Annotated in this window: 15 protein-coding genes; 4 read left to right on the top strand and 11 right to left on the bottom strand. The window is 56.3% G+C overall.

Annotation, left to right across the window (positions count from 1 at the left end; all coding sequences use genetic code 11):
- Window positions 1–62: 62 nt before the first annotated feature.
- From BM412_RS27430 to BM412_RS27400, 6 genes are all read right to left on the bottom strand, one after another.
- A complete protein-coding gene (locus tag BM412_RS27430; RefSeq protein ID WP_091224880.1) occupies window positions 63–4,784 on the bottom strand; it encodes a X2-like carbohydrate binding domain-containing protein in 4,722 nt (1,573 codons plus the stop codon).
- 1,139 nt (window positions 4,785–5,923) lie between these two features.
- Window positions 5,924–7,681 (bottom strand): glycosyltransferase family 2 protein, encoded by a 1,758-nt coding sequence (locus BM412_RS27420; protein WP_091224878.1) that lies wholly within the window; start codon window positions 7,679–7,681, stop codon window positions 5,924–5,926.
- Window positions 7,682–7,683: 2 nt separating this feature from the next.
- Window positions 7,684–9,438: a glycosyltransferase gene (locus BM412_RS27415; protein ID WP_091224877.1), complete on the bottom strand. Its 1,755-nt coding sequence runs from the start codon at window positions 9,436–9,438 to the stop codon at window positions 7,684–7,686.
- A complete protein-coding gene (locus BM412_RS27410) occupies window positions 9,422–11,599 on the bottom strand; it encodes a glycosyltransferase family 2 protein (RefSeq protein WP_091224876.1) in 2,178 nt (725 codons plus the stop codon). The genes BM412_RS27415 and BM412_RS27410 overlap by 17 nt, the downstream gene beginning before the upstream one ends.
- A gap of 24 nt (window positions 11,600–11,623) precedes the next feature.
- Window positions 11,624–12,742: a DUF6385 domain-containing protein gene (locus BM412_RS27405; protein WP_091224875.1), complete on the bottom strand. Its 1,119-nt coding sequence runs from the start codon at window positions 12,740–12,742 to the stop codon at window positions 11,624–11,626.
- A 58-nt stretch (window positions 12,743–12,800) separates the two neighbouring features.
- A complete protein-coding gene (locus BM412_RS27400) occupies window positions 12,801–13,256 on the bottom strand; it encodes a DUF6385 domain-containing protein (protein ID WP_143111713.1) in 456 nt (151 codons plus the stop codon).
- Between the two features lie 200 nt (window positions 13,257–13,456).
- On the opposite strand from BM412_RS27400, the gene BM412_RS27395 reads away from it, so the two are divergent.
- Together BM412_RS27395 and BM412_RS27390 are read left to right on the top strand one after the other, a co-directional pair.
- Window positions 13,457–13,990, top strand: coding sequence for a hypothetical protein (locus BM412_RS27395; RefSeq protein ID WP_091224873.1), 534 nt, complete (start codon window positions 13,457–13,459; stop codon window positions 13,988–13,990).
- Window positions 13,991–13,996: 6 nt separating this feature from the next.
- Window positions 13,997–14,578 (top strand): hypothetical protein, encoded by a 582-nt coding sequence (locus BM412_RS27390; RefSeq protein WP_091224872.1) that lies wholly within the window; start codon window positions 13,997–13,999, stop codon window positions 14,576–14,578.
- Between the two features lie 125 nt (window positions 14,579–14,703).
- Here the strand turns inward: BM412_RS27390 and BM412_RS27385 are convergent, their stop codons facing one another.
- The 5 genes from BM412_RS27385 to BM412_RS27365 all read right to left on the bottom strand — a co-directional run bounded on the left by BM412_RS27385 (window position 14,704) and on the right by BM412_RS27365 (window position 18,161).
- Window positions 14,704–15,156 carry a MarR family winged helix-turn-helix transcriptional regulator gene (locus tag BM412_RS27385; protein WP_091224871.1) on the bottom strand — a complete coding sequence of 151 codons (453 nt, stop codon included), beginning with the start codon at window positions 15,154–15,156 and terminating at the stop codon, window positions 14,704–14,706.
- A 115-nt stretch (window positions 15,157–15,271) separates the two neighbouring features.
- A complete protein-coding gene (locus BM412_RS27380; protein WP_091224870.1) occupies window positions 15,272–16,855 on the bottom strand; it encodes an ankyrin repeat domain-containing protein in 1,584 nt (527 codons plus the stop codon).
- Between the two features lie 8 nt (window positions 16,856–16,863).
- On the bottom strand, window positions 16,864–17,352 hold the full coding sequence (locus BM412_RS27375) for a CcdC family protein (protein ID WP_091224869.1): 489 nt from the start codon (window positions 17,350–17,352) through the stop codon (window positions 16,864–16,866).
- A gap of 105 nt (window positions 17,353–17,457) precedes the next feature.
- Complete coding sequence (locus tag BM412_RS27370) at window positions 17,458–17,949, bottom strand: NanQ anomerase/TabA/YiaL family protein (protein ID WP_091224868.1); 492 nt, start codon at window positions 17,947–17,949, stop codon at window positions 17,458–17,460.
- 5 nt (window positions 17,950–17,954) lie between these two features.
- Window positions 17,955–18,161, bottom strand: coding sequence for a YwbE family protein (locus BM412_RS27365; RefSeq protein WP_091224867.1), 207 nt, complete (start codon window positions 18,159–18,161; stop codon window positions 17,955–17,957).
- Between the two features lie 178 nt (window positions 18,162–18,339).
- On the opposite strand from BM412_RS27365, the gene BM412_RS27360 reads away from it, so the two are divergent.
- Together BM412_RS27360 and BM412_RS27355 are read left to right on the top strand one after the other, a co-directional pair.
- Complete coding sequence (locus tag BM412_RS27360) at window positions 18,340–18,564, top strand: DUF1450 domain-containing protein (protein WP_090986610.1); 225 nt, start codon at window positions 18,340–18,342, stop codon at window positions 18,562–18,564.
- Between the two features lie 114 nt (window positions 18,565–18,678).
- Complete coding sequence (locus tag BM412_RS27355; protein WP_091225081.1) at window positions 18,679–19,185, top strand: ferritin; 507 nt, start codon at window positions 18,679–18,681, stop codon at window positions 19,183–19,185.
- The last annotated feature ends 38 nt before the right edge of the window (window positions 19,186–19,223 follow it).

Below are 19,223 nucleotides of genomic sequence, written 5' to 3'. Positions count from 1 at the left end.
AAGCAGCCCGGATCGAAGATCCGGGCTGCTTCCTTCCTTTCATGCTTATGCCAAGCAGTCAATTATTCCGCAGCCTGCTCGCCGCCGCCTGTTCTTGGCTGATATTGATGGCTGATCGAGGCTTCCTCGATATCGCCGGCTGCCCAATGATTATCCGGAACGTCCTTCCATGGGGAATGCGCGATTCCGTGAAGCGGGCCTCTGCCAAGTACGCGGTTCATGACCGTTACCGCTTCGGCGCGCGTGAGCGTAGTGCCCGGATGGAACGTACCGTCAGCATAGCCTTTTAGATAGCCTGCGCTTTGAGCGGTCTTGATGGCCGCTTCAGCCCAGTGGCCGACCGTATCGGAATAACCAGCTCCCGCAGCCTGGTCCTTCGGAGCGAAGCTCGCCGTGATCGCAGCCATCTCGGCACGGGTTACCGGCTGCTCCGGCTTAAAGCTGCCATCCGCATAACCATGCATCAACCCCATACGCGCCACTTTCGCAATCGCGTCGGCTGCCCAATATCCAGACTTAACGTCCGTGTACGCAAGGCTGCTCTCTGCGTCGGATTGCGTCGCGACGCGGGACAGAATTGTCGCCATCTCTGCGCGGGTGATGCTGCCGTTCGGCTTGAACAAACCGCCGTCGTAACCTTTAACGTAAGGTGCGTGTGCGAAGACGGGAGAATCGCCTGCGATCTTCATGAGCGCGAACGTACTGAATTTATTCGTCGTAAATTGAATGCTGCGGGCGCCGTTAACCGTCGTCAGCTTACCCGGCTTGAACTCCGTAGTGCCATCGCTGTGTTCAATATACACGCCAAGACGCTCCAGCTGTGCATCGCTGATCGTTGCATCCTCGATTGGAAGGACAAGCGTTACCTCGCGATTTTGCAAATTCGTCTCGATTTCAACCGGATGTCCAAGCAGCGTCACTTGACCGCCGCCGGCTGCCGCGATCACGATCTTCGCGCTATTTGCGCGTTTCTCAAGCTCCTTCCCCTTATCCGCCGCTTTCACGGGAACGAGGTTAAAGTAAGCATCGTCTTTGAAGTCCTTCAGCGACGCGTTCGGAATTTGAACCGTGACGCCATTCGTCTCCAGCTTCACGTCGAGTCCGCTCTCCGCGAGCTGACCGAGCGTTTCTCGTGGCAATGCGATGCTCGTCAGGGAAACCTCGTCCTTCGATACTGGAACCGAGATAATGACCGATTTGTCGCCTGCGGCTTTGGACTTGTCGATTAACGCTTTCGCGTTGTCGCCGGATAATTTCACTTCATCCTTGACTGTACCGTCAGGCAGTGTCGTATGCACGACGTTGATTGCGCCCGGATCTGTGTATCCGCCGCCGTTCCCGATAGGAACCGGACCAGAAGGACCGGAATTCGCGGATACGTTGAATTTGAGTGCATCGACTAGCATGAGCGCGCCGGATTTCTTGACGACTTTAAGCGTGTGTGTACCGTCTGGTAGTGACGAGATGCTGAACAAGCTGATCATCGCGTTGCGGGTTGCCGTATTCGCGCTTACCGCCCGCACCAGTTCGCCGTCAATAAAGATCGCCATGTTGCCTTGCTCCGGCCCTGTTGGGGACAACAGCTCCACCCCTGTGCCCTTGAACTGATATTGGAAGTAATCTTCGTTGTCAGCCGTCACATGAACATCATTGGCATTGTCTCCGTTGAATACGAACGTCAGCTTCGTCGTACCGACCGGCTGAGCAGCCAAGTAGGACTTCTTAATCGTGACTTTATTTCCCGTAATGCTATAATCCGTGCCGTTAATGAGCGTGTACGCGCCGTTTGAGATTTCTTTGAGGCTGCCGATGCTGCCAAGAACGTTCACGCTCACGTCGGCTTGCGCGGAGGCGTTCTTGTCGAAATCGGCCGCGGAAACATCGAGCAGATCGGTTAAACGCACCTTCAATGCATCGAGCAGCATGAATTGGCCGGATTTCTTGACCGCTTTCAGCGTATGGATGCCCGGCGTCAAATTCGAGACGGAATAAACAACCTGCTGCGGCTTGTTGCTCGCATTGGCTTCATACGTGCTGACCGTTTTGTCGAACGCGCCGTCGATGTAAATATCCACATCGCCTTGGCCTTTATCCACTTCGGTAATGTACGAAATGCCCGTGCCGTTGAACGTATAAGTGAAGAAGCCGCCGTTCGTTTCGAGATAGTGCACGTCTTTGTTGTAGTCGTCAAAAGGGCGACCGGTGCTGCGGTTCCAAGAGCCCGTAAATTTAATATCCGGGTTGTCATCGTTGATCATCGCATAGCGTCCAGGCGAAGATGAATTGATGACGTTGATGGCCAGCGTCTGCGGACTGCTCGCGCTGAATTCGAAGGTCAGGTTCGTCACGCCGACCGACTGCTGCTTCAAATACGACTTGTTAATGGTCACAAGACCGCTTGCGATCGTGTAATCGGTCCCTTCCGTCAGCGCTGCCGCTCCGTTCTTGATCGCGGTCAGACTGTTGCCGCCGCCAAGCGTCAGCGTCGTCGCGACGTCGGCTTGGACCGATGTTTTCAAATCGAAGGTCGCCGATAATGGGCTAAGCGATGTACCTGTAACCGCGATCGATATCGACTGCGAATCGCCGCCTGCAAAGCCGAAATTCAGCACGGCCGATTGGCCGGAAGGCTGCTGCATGAGATAGCTTTGCTTGATCGTCACGTCGCTGCCGTTAATCGAATAATCGGTATTGGCCGCAAGCGGCGCCTCTCCGTTCTTGATGCCCGTCAGCGAGCTTGCTCCATAAGGCAGACGGACCGTAATATCGGCAGGAACGTCCTTGCTGAAGCTGGAGGCGGACGGCTGGTCAAGGAGCGAGTCCGTCGTGACCTTCAGCGCATCGAGGATAAAATAATATTGGCCGCTGTTGTTGCGCACGACGCGAATCGTGTGTGCCCCGGGTGCCAAGTCGGTCTTGCTGAAGACGGCGTATTGTCCTGCCTGCGGCGTGCCTTGGGTATCCACTGTCACGGCCGCATCGTTATCGACATATACGTCCAGCTTGCCGTTGCTGCCGCCCTTCTCGGACCACAGCTCGATGCCGGTACCGTTGAAGGTATACGTGATTTCCGGCTCCGTCCCGTTATCGGGCTCGCCGTAATGGACGTCGTTCATGTAATCGGACAGCCCGTTTCTGCCGCTGCTGTAGCCCCACTTGTGGGAGTAGGAAATCGCTGGATCATTGTCGTTGATTATGACCGTATGCGATACAGCCGCGAGGCCAAGGTCTGCACCGGATGGCTGTGCGTTGTCGCCGTTATCCGTACTTTGCGTAACGATCGAATTCGAAGAGGCGGACGAATCCGTCACCGCGATGGACAGATCTTGCGCATCGCCCGCCAGCTCTTTGCCGCCATTGCGGGTCCATGTGCCCGTATAACGCATGCCCGTGTCGTCATCGTTAACGAGCGACGTTCCGGCTTGTGCCGTTACTTTAAGCAATCGTGAAGCATGCGGTTCGAGCGTTACCGGACCGAAGCCCGTCTCGAATTTGCCCAATTCCTTATGCGCCCACAGGTCACGGACGGATGCAGCGCCGGTGAGGCCGATGTCCTTCCAGTTCACTTTTACCGCAGCTGCCTTATTGCCAAGATTGTACAAGGCGACCGTGTACGTGCCGTCGCCGTTATTGGCATACCATACCTGCTGATTGGTAGACATGGACACCGGATGCGCCGGACGTCCCGCCTGATTGACGGCGATTACCTCGTCGTTCGTCAGCAGTTCTAGCCCATAATCATCCAAATTGCTGAGATCGTCGCCGGTATAGAGCTGTGCCGACGATGAAGCCCACAGCGTCATCGCCGTCTGCCGCTCATCCTTCGTCAGCCCCGATGTCATCCCGTTGCCGATATTAAGGGAGTCGAAGTCGTTCCAGCCGCCAGGACCTGCATCCCGCCACCACAGCGCGGCATCCGGGAACAAGCGGGCAATGTTGGCCCACTGCGTCATGCCGACTTCGCGGTCGTAGGATTCCACATCCCAGTCTACGCGCCAGCCGTTTGCGTATTTCTTCCAGAAATCCACGTAGTTATGATCGAGCGCCCATGAAAGCTCGAACCAAATATGACGTTTGCTAAGCGCCTCGGACCACGCTTTGACATCGTCCCGCGAGTCGATCGACGTATCGTTATGACCGGAGCCCGGCGTAACGCTGTCGAACTTAACGAAGTCCACGCCCCACGCAACCAGCTGGTCCGCGACGGAATCGACGTATTTCTGCGCGCACGGATTGCTGAAATCGATCTTGTAGCCAATGTTCCAGTAATCCGCCGTCGTGTGCGGCGTTACCGCGATATCGTTTACGAAGCAATCCGTCGTGCCGTATACCGGAATCGGCGTCGGCGAATTAATGGCCGCCGGAGAGATGCCCGGAATCATGTAAATCCCGAGTTTCTGTCCGTTGGCATGGACGTACTTGACGAGATTCTCGAATCCGCCCGGATAGAGCGTCGTGCTCGGAACCGGACGTCCGTATTCGTCCATGCTGCCGTTCCAGCCGGCATCAATATTAATATAGTTATAACCGTGCGCCTGCAGCTTCTCGTGCATCGCATCGGACATTTGCTTGATTTTCGCCTCGGAAATCCAATTTCCCGACGGACCGTCATATACCTGCATGCTGTAGCTGCTCCAGCCCATGTACGGCTTCAGCGCTAACCCGTTGTCGGCCGCTTCCGCCACGTTGGCGTGCGGAGGCACATAGCCGATCTGCGCGACGGCGATTATGGCTAAGAGAAGGCTCAGCCAGATTTTTCTTCGGCGCTGCGATTTGCTTTTCATTCCATTCAGTCCCCTTTGTCATTAGAAAATAGCCTCTTGCTGCACCGACGGCATTCATCCGCGGTTATGTACGGCGAGCGGACGCTGCCCATTCCCCCTTTCCTCCCATGTGACACTCTGCATGAACGACGACAACCGTACAGCCGATCTGAAAGCGCTTTTATCCCTCGATAAAAAAATCGCCGCCAGGCTTCCAGCAGCGGATAACGATCGGCTCAAATATGTATGACAGCGCTTTCCACACGATCGATTATATAAGAACGGCTCACGGCGGAGATAGGTACACTTCCGTCAAAAACCGTACGAATCGTCCGATTCCAGGGGTACAAATCATCCCCCGCAGGGCCTTATTTGCTGATTTCACGGTGATTCTCCCACTCCGATCCTTATTGCCGTTCCCTCCCCGCCAACCGGTGTTTCATGAGATGGGCGAGGAGCTAGCGAGCGGATGCAATGGAGCTATCGAGCGATGGAGCATCAAGCGTCGAGTGTCGAGCTATTGAGCTATCGAGATATCTTGCGAGTCATTGAGACTCGGGCTATCGAGATATCGAGCGTCGAGCTACTGTTATCGAGTGACTATCAAGCGCGCCCCCAAGCAACCGCCGAAGTTTCGCCCCCAAAATTCTAACGAATCGTAGGAGCCTTATTTGCTCCAAAAGCTCGATTTGAAATTCTAACGAATCCTACAGGCCTTATTTGCTCCAAAACCCGCGCATATCTGCCTAATTCGGCTAAATAAGACCTCTGTGATTCGTTAGAATTTTGGAGGCGCCTATTTGCCCAAAATAAGAACTCTACGATTCGTTAGAGTCACGAAGAAGGGAGATGTTCATCACGAAATTGCGGAGGGGGCGGCGAGTGGCGGCTAAAGAGGAGTTGGTTAGGAGACTAATATGCGACTAACGAGCGACTGTTGTGCGACTAGCTAACGGCTGGCGAGCGAACTAGCCAGCGTCTGTTGAGTGACTTGCAAACGGCCGGCGAGCGAACTAGCCAGCGTCTGCTGTGCGACTAGCAAACAGCCAGCGAGCAAATTAGCCAGCGACTGTTGTGCGACTAGCTAACGGCCGGCGAGCGAACTAGCCAGCGTCTGTTGCGTGACTAGCAAACGGCCGGCGAGCGAACTAGCCAGCGACTTAGTTCGCAAGCACAGTAGTCCCGAGCAGCAGCTCCAGCAGCTCCTCGCTGCGAAGCTCGGGCAGCAGATCCGCGCCGCAATATCTCCTTGCCTGCGCGGCAAACACTGCGGCGAGACCGGCCGCAGCGGCGCGCTGCTGCCACGGGCGCGCGCCCACCGCGTCGGCAGCGGCAGCAAAATCATCCGCCGCTGCCTGCCCACCGCCGCCCACTGCCGCGGTCCAACCAGCCGCCAAGCAACGCTGCGCCTCAGCCACCGGCGACCGCGCCATCGCAATGGCCGATCCGCCCCATGCCTCAAGCGCACCTAGCGCTTCTCCTTGCTGGACAAGCCAAACACTCCTGAGCAGCGGCCTCACAGCAGCAGCCACAGCAGAAGCAGCAGTGCCTCTTTCCCAACCCGAACCCGAGTGCATACTTCTCAAGAGTGGCCAAATAGACGCCATCTCCTCTTCGCGCAAACCAAGATCACTAAATATCGCTTCCATCTCACTTAGTAGATGCCGATCACCTGCTACTGACGCCTCGCCGCCTTCTGATGCGGTAGCAACGCCAAACCATTCTCCCGCCTGCCGCCAATATCCCCGAATCGGGGCATGCAGCAGTCCCAGCAGCAGCAGCCGCTGCCAAGCCGGCCGGTAATCCGGCTTATGTGCGAGCGCCGAAACATACGCCTGCGCCGCCTCGTCGAACCGATAAAGCCGCTCCAGCGCCGCGCCTCCCAAATAGCGTGAGCGATAGGTGCCCGCCCCCTCGGCAGTCGAATAATAAGGCGGTACCTCGCCGATGGACGCCGCAGCAACCGCACACCCCAGTGCCGCTTCCGCGTCGTCGAGGTCAAGCAGCACCTCACCTCTCGCAGTATGCATATCCGCAAAATCCGGATAACGCAATGCGCCAACCTTGGCGTAACGCGCGGCATCATGCAACCGTCCCGCAGCCCTGCAGCCGTAAACGATTTTGAGCAGCAGATCGGAGCCGTAGCCTTGATCCTGCACGATGGCCGCCTCCAGAAGGGGCTCGAGCCATGTCAGCGCATCGCTGTATCTGCCCGCTGTAAACAACTCCGTTCCCGCAGCATAACGCAGAAGCGGATCGTTCGGTTCACCCGCTAAAGCCAGAGAAAGCAGCCGCCCATTACGCTCATATTTTCCACGCTCCGCAATAATCTCATCCCGATAGCCCTCATGCCAGATCTCAATACCGGCTGCATGCCCAATGCTCTCCTCGCCGCCAAGCTCGATCATGCTCGATGCCGCTTCTTCATGGATAATACCGCGGAAACGTACTCGTTCATCATTGCGAAAAAGCCTGCATACCGCATCCGTCACAACACTCATGGAGCCCGTCCCCGCCCCCGAGCTGCTTTCGACCCAGCTATGAAGCTTGACATAGTAACCCTGCTTGGACGAGTCATCAAGCAGCGCTGCCCACGTCTCCACGGAGGCTGCCGCTAGCCGCTCATCGGCATCGAGCACCAGAATCCACGGCTGCCCGGCCGCGGCAAGCGAAATATTTCGAGCAGCGGCAAAATCATCCGTCCACGCCGCCCGCAGCATTCGAGCGCCGCAAGCTTCCCCGATTGCGATCGTATCGTCCGTGGAGCCGGTATCCACAACGATCATTTCCGCGACATACGGCGCCGCGGAGCGCAGGCAGTCCGCCAGAAACCGGCTCTCGTTCCGCACAATCATACATAAGGAAACGGGCAGCACCATCCTGCTCCTCTCATCAAACCCATCCCGCTGCACAATCATCGCTAATCATCACTTCCTGCCGGCAGCAGCAATCGAATGCTCTCTGCCGCTTGTTTTAGCGATGAAGCATCCATCCGTTGCAGCCGGCTTAAATGATAATCCGCCAGCCCGCACAGCGCCTGCACGGAAGCCCGAATCGCCTTCTCGGAACCCGAGTCATCGAAGGCCGCAGGCGGCTTCGCATCTAAGTGCTGTCCGATCACTGACCTCACCTTCGCTATTGCGCCTTCGGCTTGTGTGGACGAATTCTCCCGCATGGCCTCGCTGCTCCGCAGCAACAGCGGCAGCCAGCGAACAGCTCCATCCGACGGATACGGCCGGTCTCCTCCAGCCTCATCCAGCCATGACGCAGCAGCCATGAGCTCCGCCGCCGCAAGCTCCAACACCGTCGGAGCCGCCGTTCCTTCCGGGCCAAGCCCTTCCTCCATCCGCACGCACACTTCCGCTAATGCCTTCCATGGCTTTAGCGCGGCACGCTCTTCGTCTGTCGCCACCGCAAGCCGTTGATCCAGCCATAGCTGCAATGCACGGTAACAGCCGTTATTCAGCATGACACCGGCCAGCTTCACCGCAGCTTGCGGCGAATCCACAATAAACCGGTCTCTTGCAAAAGCAGCCAGCTGCTCCGGTCTGCTCGCAATGCGCATCATATGGCACAACCGCTGAAGCGGCAACAGCAGGCTTCCTCGATACCGAACCGCTTCCGCATACCAATGGGCCGCCGTCTCATAGTCAAGCTCCGCTTCATGCATGGAGCCAAGCCAATAAGCGGATTGATAGGAACCCATCCCATCCTCCGTATGATAGATCGCCGGGGCACGCCCAATTTGAATAGCCGCCGCGAACGCTTCCGCTGCCCTGCGCGATTTGCCCAGCACGGCAAGACTGACTCCTTTGGCATGCCACAAATCCGGGTAGTCCGGATACCAAACCAGACTCTCCTCCAGCATCGCCAACGCTTCCTGCCATCTGCGCAGAGCCTGCAAGCCGTGAACCTCATGCTTCACGAGCAAATGCGCATAACTGACTGACGCGTATTCAATACCATCTCTCGCCCGGCGAAAAGCGCCGACCGCTTCCTCCACTTCACCGCCGCGAAAGTATTCCACGCCAAGGTTATACCAATTAAAGCGGTTATCCGGATCCTCTTTAATCGCTTGTTCCAGCAGGGTTCGGTTGCGCTGCAGCTTGTTTTTGGCCGCGACGGCCTCGCGTTTGTACCCATAATGATGAATAATCACATCGCTGAGATGAAACCTCGCCAGCGGCGTATGCTGCGTAATCGGACCGGCAATTTGCTCATGGATGCGCCCCTCGAAGCGGTAGCGAGCGTCGTTGCGAAACATGCGAAGCACGGGGTTAATGGTCGCTCCCTCACTCCGGCCATCGCTCATGTAATTCCAGATGTTCAGAAAATAAGCCGTAATTTCCGACTCCCGAGCCAGCAGTCGAAGCTGCTTCCCCGTAGCCTCGTCCAGCTCCTCATCCGCATCAAGGAACAGCACCCACTCGCCTTTGGCGCGGGCTAACCCCTTATTGCGCGCAGCTGCAAAATCCCCCGTCCACTCGCTTCGCACAACTTGAGCGCCATACTTCCGCGCGATGGCAATCGTAGCATCCGTCGAACCCGTATCTACGACGATGATTTGATCCGCGATGCCTTGCACGCTTTGCAGGCAGCGCGGCAAATCGCGCTCTTCGTCTTTGACGATCATGCACAGCGAAATCAGAGGCTTTGATTTATCCGATTTGGACATGGGCCCGCCTCCTTTGCGCGGCGCTAAACCGCGTCCGCCAGCCAGCTGCCTGCACCCGGGTCAATGCCGTGCCGATCTGCTCCAAATCCGTATGCGGCCAACCGCCGCCAAACTGCCGCGATTGCGCGGATGCAGCCGCCGCCCACGGCAGCAGCGCTTCCCTTGCCAGCGACAACGAACAAGCGGCTGCGCCAAACCGCGCCCGCTCCGGCGGCGCACCATGCTGCAGCGCCTGCTCGAATAAGGACAATGCCTCGCCGTAAAGCTGCTTCCCATAGAGAATCTCACCCAGGCAAAATAACTCCGTCGCACGCAGCTGCCTGCTCTCCATTGCAGATAACAGCAGACCTGCTGCCGCATGCGTATAGCCATTCAGGTATAACTGCTCCGCATACCCTTCGCGCAGCTCAGTCCCGGATTCTTTGAGCTTGCCCGACAATGACAGCATGCCAAGCCGAAGCGCGCGTTCCAGCAACAGACTCGCAAAGTCAGCTCGTATTGCCAATCCGCTGACTGTTCCCGCCAGGAACCCATCCATAGCAAGCAGTGCCGCTTCCAACTGCTGCATACCGGAATCCGCGCTGCCGTGCAGCAAGCTGCGCAATTCTTCATCGAGTGCCTCGCCTTCGCTCCAGCAACAAAGTGCCGTATCGATGCAAAGCTCCGGCCAGTAGTACAGCTCCCTCGATGACAGCAACGATTGCTGTTGCTCCACAGCCTCGGCAACAAGAGACACGCGGCCCTGATCGGCCTGTGGCTCGCCGCTCGTCACCGAGTTGCCCCCATACTGCGGCTCGCCTTCCTCGCCCGCGCCATCCACGACCCCCAGCGCTCCCAGCAGCACCGCCCGCGCCTCGCCCGCGTGCCCGGCGCCGACCAGGCACGCCGCGTATGCGCGCGTGTCCGCCGGCGCAAGCGGCTGCGCCGCGCGCCATAGCGGCAGTGCGGCGGCATACGCGCCTATGCCGCCAAGCACCCGGGCCTGCAGCGCCAAATCCCCCGGCGCTGCAAGCCCAACGCTCGAAGCCAGCGCTGCGCGGATGGCTTCATCGCGCTCGCCCGCGGCCTGCTGCTGCTCCGCCCAGCCGGCCAGGGCAGGGCCATACCGCGGCGCTTCCGCAGCCGCCGCCGCGTACAAGCGCTGCGCGCGATCCCCCCGGCCGAGCACCGCCTCGGCCGCGGCCAAACCGCAGCGGGCGCGATACGTCCCCGCGCCCGCTTCCACCACATACCGGGCGGCGGCAGACCCCGCCGCCCCCGCTTCCAGCGCCGCCTCATAGGCGCTGCGCGCTTCCATGACGCGCCGCTGGCGCATAAGGCTGTCGCCGTAGAGCAGGTGCATGTCGGGGTAGTCCGCGTAGCGGTCTACCTCGCGATGCAGCAGCGCGGCGGCTCCGCCGGCGTCATCCAGCGCAAGCAGCGCCTTCGCCCAGTCCCGGATCAGCACGGGGCGATACGGCGCTTCCGCGCGCACAAACAAATAAGCCAAAGAGAACGCCGTACAGGCCTCCTTTGGCTTATGCAATTGGCAAAGCGTAACGCCTTTGTTATAGAGATGAAACGGGTCGTCCGGCTGCATCAGCAGTGCCTTCTCGATAAGGCGTAAATTCCGCTCGGCCTTCCCTTTGCGAGCAATAACTTCGGGCATGTACCCGTCGTGCTCCAAAGTCAGCTTGCACAGTTGTCCATCGACGGCAATGGGACCGGAGCCGGGATGGACAAGCTGCTCATGAATAACGCCTTGATAGCGAATGCCGCGATCCACTCGGAACAACCGCACGGCTTCATGGCTGACCGTCTCGCCGGTCTCGCCGCCGTACCGGTTCTCAATCGTCACACGGAAGGCGTCCGTATGCGCGCTGCGCAGCAGCTCCCGGAGGTCTGTCCGCTGCACAATCGCCCCAAGATACTCGTCGGCGTCCAGGACAAGCACCCATATCGTACGAGCCGCATCCAGCCCGGCATTCCGAGCCGCAGCAAAATCATCCTCCCACGTCTGTTGAATAACCCGTGCCCCATACGCTTCCGCAATAGCGGCCGTACGATCCACCGAGCCGGTGTCCGTAACGATGATTTCGTCTGCAAGCCCCTGCACGCTTTGAAGACAGCGTCCAAGAACGTCCTCTTCGTTGCAAGCGAGGACATGAATGCCGAGCAGCATGCGATCACACTCCCGTTCGTTGCATTAAGTGCCTTGGCCGTTAAAGAATACATCGATCGTCGTTGGATTACCGGCAGATGCTGATTTATAAGCCAACCGCGTATATTTGAGGAACCGCTGCGGCACAAGAACATCTACGCTGCCTACGGAAATCCCTGTCGACGTATCGACATCCGCGTACCAGTTGGAACCGTCAGCGCTGATTTCCACGCGAGCATCGGCTTTATTAGGTCCACGGTTGTATACAAAGAACGAATACGTGCCAAGCACGCTGGTTGTCACAGCATTCAATGCCGTATAGGCGGTTGACGTTGTAAGCAGCGCGTTGGACTGCTCCATGAAGCTCTTCTGCGAAATCGAAGTTACGCTGCTCAATGTACCCGCTGTAATCGTAGCTCCCATGACGCTTGTAATGGTACCGTTTAACAAATTCGTCAAGGTTCCGGCGGTGATCGTTGCTCCCATCACGCTGGTGAGGGTACCGTTTAACAAATTCGTCAAGGTTCCGGCAGTGATCGTTGCTCCCATCACGCTGGTGATTGTGCCGTCTAACAGGTTATTGATCGTTCCGGCGGTGATCGTCGCTCCCATCACGCTCGTAATGGTACCGTTCAACAGGTTCGTCAGTGTTCCAGCCGTAATCGTTGCACCAAGCACACTGGTGATCGTACCGTTTAACAGGTTCGTCAATGTTGTCAGCGTTCCCGCTGTAATCGTTGCGCCCATCACGCTGGTGATGGTACCGTCTAACAGGTTGTTAATCGTTCCGGCTGTGATCGTCGCTCCCATCACGCTCGTAATGGTACCGTTCAACAGGTTCGTCAGTGTTCCGGCCGTAATCGTTGCACCGAGCACGCTGGTAATCGTACCGTTCAACAGGTTTGTCAATGTTCCGGCTGTAATGGTCGCTCCCATCACGCTCGTGATCGTACCGTTTAACAGGTTATCAATGGTACCTACCGAAACCGTTCCGCCCGAGATGGTGACCCCGGAGATGCTGCTGATGGTACCGTCCAAAATAATATTCAGTATATGACCAGCCGAATCGGTTGCTACCGCTCTCGCCGTTTCGGTATCATCATGACCAAATATCAACGTCCGGAGGTTGTCCGGATTCGGGTTAAAGCTTGAAAAGTTCGGCATCGCTGTTCACTCTTTCTTTTCCCAAAATAGCCTGCAGCGCTTTCTGCAGTCTTCGCCTTCACCTTGCCTTCTGTGATTGAAAATAGATGCAAAGCTTAGTCGGTTTACCCGGCTGCTCCGACTTGACCGCAAGCCGCGCATACCGAAGAAATCTGGATGGTACGATGACGCCCATCCCTTTTATCTGCACAACTCCTTCCGTTTCGACTACATAATCCCTCCCATTAGGACCAATCTCAAGCTGAACCGATGCAGGCTCGCAGCCATCATTGACAATGGCATACGAATAGACCGCTTTATTGGATGTGTCCTGTGAAGGCAATGGCACAAAGTCGTCCGTCGTCTCGACATTCATGAACGTGCGCTCCGAAAACACCCCCATCTTAGAGGGCCTGCATTTCTTGCTGCCTGTCGATTGTCGATCGCTTTGGTTATATACACCGTCCCGCTTGGAGCATGGAAGAAGTAGAGGCTTGCTTCCCTTGGTACGGCGCCGCGAGTGCTTGCTGCTCATGACATCTTCCCCTTAGCAATAACGCTTCTGTACTCTATGTACTTCCGGCAACGAATGAAACGGCGACTGTCCTTTAAGCCGTGGGCATTGGCCTTTTCTCTTAAACTCCATACTAAACTAGGGCCAATAACATATTATCCCATATGCTGGAAGTATAGGTATGTGCGTAACTCTACTATTCCGCCGACAAGAGGTGCTGCATGAACAATTACAATGTGTTTAATACCGAACATAACCCCATCTATATGCAGCAAAATAACCCCTACACCTCGCCCGGTGTGAGTGAAGGACCGGAGGCCGATGCCGCCAAGAGCGGATTTCTCTTTATTCTGAATACCGGCAGTACAAGCGTAGGCTCGGGCAGTTCCCTGTTGCTCCAGGCAACGAATCCGAACGGCAGCGGGAAGAAGCTGTACATTTCGCGGATCACAGGCGGCACAACGGCCGCGGCAACCTTAACGATTGCATCAGGGGGAACGATTACCGGCGGCACGACGCCTACCCCTTTTAACGCCTTTTTCGGCAGCTCCACGACAAGCGTTGCGACCACGAAGCAAAACACGGGTTCACTCGGCGGCTCCCCGACCACCTGTATGGTCATGCAGGTCACTTCCGGTCTGTTCGTCATCGATTTCACAGGCTCACTTATCGTTCAGGCAAACCAAACCATCTCCGTCACGCTGGGTACAGGCTCTTTGACGGGTGCGATAAATTTGACCTGGTGGGAGGTGTAGGCTGCGATGCCTAATCATTTCGTGTTCGACCAATCGAACAGCAAGTTCTTCGGTCAATTGACCAATACGTACGTTTCACCGGGGATCCACACGCCTCCCGACTATGGTGCGGCAGTGTCAGCGCGTGAATTTATAGCAACATTTAATAACTCTGCAACGCTTAGTATATTGGGTGGTTCGGTTACCGCAACCGTTCAAATCTCCAATCCCAATGCCAGCGGCCGAACGCTTTATGTCTCTCGCATAACAGGCGGCGTCGGCGTTGGCCTCAGTTTACTTTCTTCCTTCAGCGGCTCCGTGACGATGACGAGGGCAGCCACGATAAGTTCCCCTTCCACCCTGACTCCCTTCAATACGCAGTTCGGCAATGCCGCCACCAGCGTCATGACAGCCCGCTCTTCCACGAGTGCGGCTTCCGGGGGGACAGCCTTTCTGTCTTTGCCGCTCAACCCCGGCATGTTTTCTTTCGACTATGTTGGCGGGCTAATCGTACCGGAGAATCAGAGCATTTCCATTACGGTCACCAGCTCGCTCACCGTAGCGGGCACCCTTACCTCCTTCGCCAACATTTCTTGGTGGGAAGCGTGATCGCCGCTTGCCCGTTTCCCGGGAAATAATCGCCGTGGCCGCGACCTATAGCCATAAAAAAAGAAGACCCTCTCAGCCTTCTGCTTGCCGCAGCGCTGAAAGGGTCTTCTTCTATCCTATAAAGCTTATAACTGGCCGCAGGACTGCTCATGAACGGCTGTGGTCAGCTTGCGAAGCTGTTCCCGAAGCTGGTTAATTTCCTCGCCCGGCATGTTCGTCTGGCAAAACACGCGCTCCGGAATCGTTACCGCCTTCGTCTTCAGCTCGCGTCCTCGGTCGGTCAATCGGACGATAACACTGCGCTCATCCTCGGGATCGCGCTCCCGGCGAATGAGTGTCATCCCTTCAAGCTTCTTCAAGAGCGGCGTGAGCGTGCCGGAATCCAGGTACAGCCGGGTTCCCAGCTCCTTCACGGGTACGCCGTCCTTCTCCCATAACGCAAGTAAGGTTACATACTGGGTGTACGTAATGCCCAGTTCATCCAAATACGGGCGATACAGCTTCGTTACTTCGCGGGCGCAGGCGTAGAGGGCGAAGCAGAGCTGATTGTCGAGCTCCAGCTGAGCACCTTTTTCCATTGCAGTCTTCCTCTCTGTGGCTTAGGCTAGCAAGCCAATCTATAGTGAATAACACAATTAAATTGCATGCAATTTATGTCGTTAGAATACCAGCTGCCGCAGGTACTGTCAACTGCTACACCGCGCCTCTCCGGTGGGACAGAAGCAAATCCGCGATCGCCTGATGTCCGCGACGTCTCGCCCAGGCAAGCGGCGACGCCCATTCCGGCACATCCGCCGGTTCTATTGCCGCTCCTTTGCGAAGCAGATACGCCGCCATCTCCGTCTGCCCGTATTTGGCCGCCCAACCCAGCGGAGTCGTATTATATTCCTCGTCGACAGCATCCAGATCAGCGCCATAGCGAAGCAGCAAATCGGCCAGTTCGGTGTCGCCTTTCTTCGCAGTCAGGTGCAGATAGCTGATACCGAGCCAATTCCGTACGTTCGGATCGGCATCATGGCGAAGCATTAGCTCGACCATCTCGTTATTGCAGGCGTACACCATGTGATTGCTGGCATACCAGGGCCCGTTCAGCTCGACATGATGCCGCAGCAACAGCTTCACGATGTTGGTATAGCCGCAGCTCACCGCCTGGGAGAGCGGTCCATAGTCGCCCTCGTTGGCTGACGCCGGATTGAGCGCTAGCATCTCGCCGACCAGATCGATGCGGCCCAGTGCACAGGCGCCGGACATCGTCACGGTCCCGCCGTGTTCATAGAGCAGCTCGAGCAGCTCCTGCGCGCCCTTCTGCATCGCGGCATATACGGCGTTGCCGGATGCTTCGATCTCCGCATTCGGATTCGCTCCATGCGCCAGCAGCAGCTTCACGCATTCGGCATGATCCCCTCTGACCGCCGCATAGAGTGCCGCTCCGCCTGAGGCATCCCGCTCAGGCAGGTTCGGATCGGCTCCGCCGGCCAGCAGGCTGCCCAGAACCTCGATATGACCCTGCTTGGCCGCATAGTAGAGAGCCGATCTGCCCGAAGTGTCTCTTGCATTAGCCAGCTGCGGATTCTGTGCCAGCTGTTCCTTCACTCGTATTGCATCGCCTACGGCAGACGCGATGAAGATGTCGTAAGGGACTCCTTTTCCAATGAGATACCCCAGCAAGAAACGTTGGTCGCGTATCGTATTCGATGGCAGGTCACGGTTGCCTCTATAGAAATAATCGCCTTCCATCGCCAAATGAACAGCCTGACTCCCGTCAGCTCTTTGCGCCTGAATATCCGCGCCTCGCGCCAGAAGCAGGTCGATCAGCTCCGGTTGTCTTGTCATAACAGCCCAGTGCAGCGGCGTGTTGCCTCGCTCATCGCCTGCGTGGATCGTTTCCGGGTGCTGCTCGAACCATGCCAACAGCTCATCGCGGTTATAGGCGCGAATAAGCCCTGCCGTTACATCGCCGATCGGCTGCACCTGATGGGTACGCTGAAGATGCTCGCGAAGCAGCTCGGCAATAGCTTCGTATCCGCGGTCCTGCGCCAGCTGCGGCAGGGAATCCTGCCAGCCCAGAACAGGCTTGTCCGCAGCATCAGCGCCATAGCGAAGCAGCAGAGTTACGGTATCCAGGTGGCCTTCCCGGACCGCAACATGCAGGGGCGAGAAGTACCCCCAGCTCGATTTTGCCAAATCCGCATCTTGCTGTAGCAGCTCTTCCACCATCGAGGTTTCTCCTGCCGCACACAGATCAAACATTCGTCTTAACGATTCAGGCATCGTCATCAGTCAGCTTACCTCCGTCGCATTAATTTAAGATACGATTGAAGCATGGCGATTCTCCAGACTACGATCATCCCGAAAGCGAGCACGAAGAACAGCGCCCCCGTCTGCGGGATACTGACAGCCTGCTCCACTACGTTATGAACGAGCAGGCGCACGATAAGAAGGCCGAGCAGAATGAATATAAACATTTTGGACCGTTTCAATACGATCGTTTCCCCAACCCTCTCCAGTTTCGAGGTGCGGATGAGCGGATAAGCGAACAATACCGCGCCGACGGCAAAAGCGGCAATGGCCCATAACCATGGCACATGCGTAACCGGTGCGACAAACATCAGAAAGCCGGTCGACATGCCGATCGGCGGAATAATGATCTTGCGCATCGTCGTCGGTCGATTGCTGGCGCGCAATCGCAGGAACATGACCGCTACGCCCGATAGCAGCGTGAGCACAATGGACGCCACGTGAGGGAGAGAGAATGTTTGGGGGAGAAAGCTCATGTGGACGCAGCTCCTTTATTTCCGGCTGTTTCAAGAAGAAGCCGCATGACCTATTTCGGGCAATACCGTACACTTCTTCTTAGAAAGCGCTTGTTTTCTCTAATCCTACTCATTTTGCTGCCGTGTTGCAAATAGATCGCGATGTACCTTGACGACCGCCTTGCGGATCGGAATATCTTGGTCTATCGAGCAGTTGGGCCTGTGAATATCGGTCGGAAACAAGACAACAAAATCGCCGGGCACCATATCAATCGTATTCTCGTTATGGACTTCATCATAGAAAGCAATATCCTGCGTCTCATAGCGGTCGTCTGTGATGACCTGCTCCTCCGAAACCTTGGCTACCCGCATCCGCTCACGGCCGCTCAGCAGCAGCTGAATATCCGTATGCAGCCTGTGCGTCTCCGGTTTGACTTCGCGCCAATCTCTCGTAACGGGCTCATTCATGAGCAGAAACATACCGGGCTCGCCAAACTCATGCCGTCCGGCAGGAAGCTCATCCAGATCGGTCTGCTGCAGCCTTTCGATCGCGCGGCGCACCGGCTCAGGGAACGTCTCCCGCTCTCGCTCCCAATTCGTTAAATCGCTGAATATCATAGACGTTACGGCCCCTCTACGATTGATTTTACGCGGCCGACATCACCGGTTTGCAGCCGCACTTTAATCCCATGCGGATGGTTGGGCGAATTCGTCAAAATATCTTTGACGATGCCTCGCGTTGTTTTGCCTGTTGCTTGATCCTTCTTCAACACAATATCTACCGTTAGCCCCGCGCGGATCGCCGAGCGTTGTTGTCCGTTTGTACTCATGATTCGTTATGTACTCCTTCATCCAGTTGGTTTTATTGCTCCCATCATATGCCAGCGGTCGAGTGAAGTAAAGATTTTGGACAAGACCTTGCAAGAAACGATTGACAGTGAGAATGAGAATTACTATCATTGTTGTAGGGCACGACAACACCATCCAGAGAGGTCGGGAACAAGGCGGATGAAAAAGATCAAGTACTGCTGCCGGAACTTCAAGCACGGCTCCAAGTCTGTTTTTAAAACCTTAAAGCAAGAATTCCCCGACTTGAAGCAGAAGAAGAAGGATTGTCTCGGCAATTGCAAGCTGTGTTCCAAGCAATGTATCGTAATGATCGGCAAAACGGAAGTCGTTGTAGCCCCGACAGCAGAAGTGTTGTACGCCAAGCTCAAACACCGGATAGGCTGATATGGCATAGTATGGTAATATAGGAGATGAAGTAGTCCTAACTCCTTAGCGGAGTTTGGCGCTTTGTCTCTTTTTATTTTATAATATATTGTGGAAAGGGAGGTGCGGCCGATGATGAACGACCAACTCAGCCAAGCTTTGAACGATCAAATGAATTTCGAGTTTTACTCTGCTCACGTATATTTGGCAATTGCCGCTTACTGTTCCGGAGAAAGCCTCGACGGATTTGCGAATTTCTTTATTGTTCAAGCCGAAGAAGAACGCTTCCACGCGATGAAGATGTACAAGTATCTGAACGATCGCGGAAAACGCGTCACCCTAGTCGGCATGAGCACACCTAACAATGAATATAGCTCCATCCTCGATGCCTTCCAGCATGCCTACCAGCATGAGCAGGAAGTCACCAAGCGGATCTACCACTTGTCCGACCTTGCGATGAATGATCGCGAGCATGCGACGATCCAGTTCCTGAAATGGTTCATCGATGAGCAAGTAGAAGAAGAGTCGATGTTCGACAGCATCATCAACAAGCTGAAGCGTATCGACACCGACAGCAATGCCTTCTTCATGCTTGATAACGAGTTCGCGCAGCGGACATTCGTTCCGCCGACTACGGCTTAGGTGTTGTGAGAGAGCGGCTGAACCGGGGGTTTCCCGAG

The sequence above is a fragment of the Paenibacillus sp. BC26 genome, assembly GCF_900116125.1.
GTDB classification, from domain to species: Bacteria; Bacillota; Bacilli; order Paenibacillales; family Paenibacillaceae; genus Paenibacillus_Z; species Paenibacillus_Z lignilyticus.
Note: the sequence above shows the minus strand (reverse complement) of the source record. Positions and strands in the feature narration are given on the sequence as shown.

What these genes read in the sequence shown, in the direction of transcription:
- BM412_RS27385 (WP_091224871.1), bottom strand. Translation starts at nt 15,156, where the DNA reads ATGGAAAAAGGTGCTCAGCTGGAGCTCGACAATCAGCTCTGCTTCGCC.
- BM412_RS27415 (WP_091224877.1), bottom strand. Translation starts at nt 9,438, where the DNA reads ATGTCCAAATCGGATAAATCAAAGCCTCTGATTTCGCTGTGCATGATC.
- BM412_RS27390 (WP_091224872.1), top strand. Translation starts at nt 13,997, where the DNA reads ATGCCTAATCATTTCGTGTTCGACCAATCGAACAGCAAGTTCTTCGGT.
- BM412_RS27365 (WP_091224867.1), bottom strand. Translation starts at nt 18,161, where the DNA reads ATGAGTACAAACGGACAACAACGCTCGGCGATCCGCGCGGGGCTAACG.
- BM412_RS27370 (WP_091224868.1), bottom strand. Translation starts at nt 17,949, where the DNA reads ATGATATTCAGCGATTTAACGAATTGGGAGCGAGAGCGGGAGACGTTC.
- BM412_RS27410 (WP_091224876.1), bottom strand. Translation starts at nt 11,599, where the DNA reads ATGCTGCTCGGCATTCATGTCCTCGCTTGCAACGAAGAGGACGTTCTT.
- BM412_RS27420 (WP_091224878.1), bottom strand. Translation starts at nt 7,681, where the DNA reads ATGATTGTGCAGCGGGATGGGTTTGATGAGAGGAGCAGGATGGTGCTG.
- BM412_RS27380 (WP_091224870.1), bottom strand. Translation starts at nt 16,855, where the DNA reads ATGACGATGCCTGAATCGTTAAGACGAATGTTTGATCTGTGTGCGGCA.
- BM412_RS27360 (WP_090986610.1), top strand. Translation starts at nt 18,340, where the DNA reads ATGAAAAAGATCAAGTACTGCTGCCGGAACTTCAAGCACGGCTCCAAG.
- BM412_RS27355 (WP_091225081.1), top strand. Translation starts at nt 18,679, where the DNA reads ATGAACGACCAACTCAGCCAAGCTTTGAACGATCAAATGAATTTCGAG.
- BM412_RS27395 (WP_091224873.1), top strand. Translation starts at nt 13,457, where the DNA reads ATGAACAATTACAATGTGTTTAATACCGAACATAACCCCATCTATATG.
- BM412_RS27430 (WP_091224880.1), bottom strand. Translation starts at nt 4,784, where the DNA reads ATGAAAAGCAAATCGCAGCGCCGAAGAAAAATCTGGCTGAGCCTTCTC.
- BM412_RS27405 (WP_091224875.1), bottom strand. Translation starts at nt 12,742, where the DNA reads ATGCCGAACTTTTCAAGCTTTAACCCGAATCCGGACAACCTCCGGACG.
- BM412_RS27400 (WP_143111713.1), bottom strand. Translation starts at nt 13,256, where the DNA reads ATGAGCAGCAAGCACTCGCGGCGCCGTACCAAGGGAAGCAAGCCTCTA.
- BM412_RS27375 (WP_091224869.1), bottom strand. Translation starts at nt 17,352, where the DNA reads ATGAGCTTTCTCCCCCAAACATTCTCTCTCCCTCACGTGGCGTCCATT.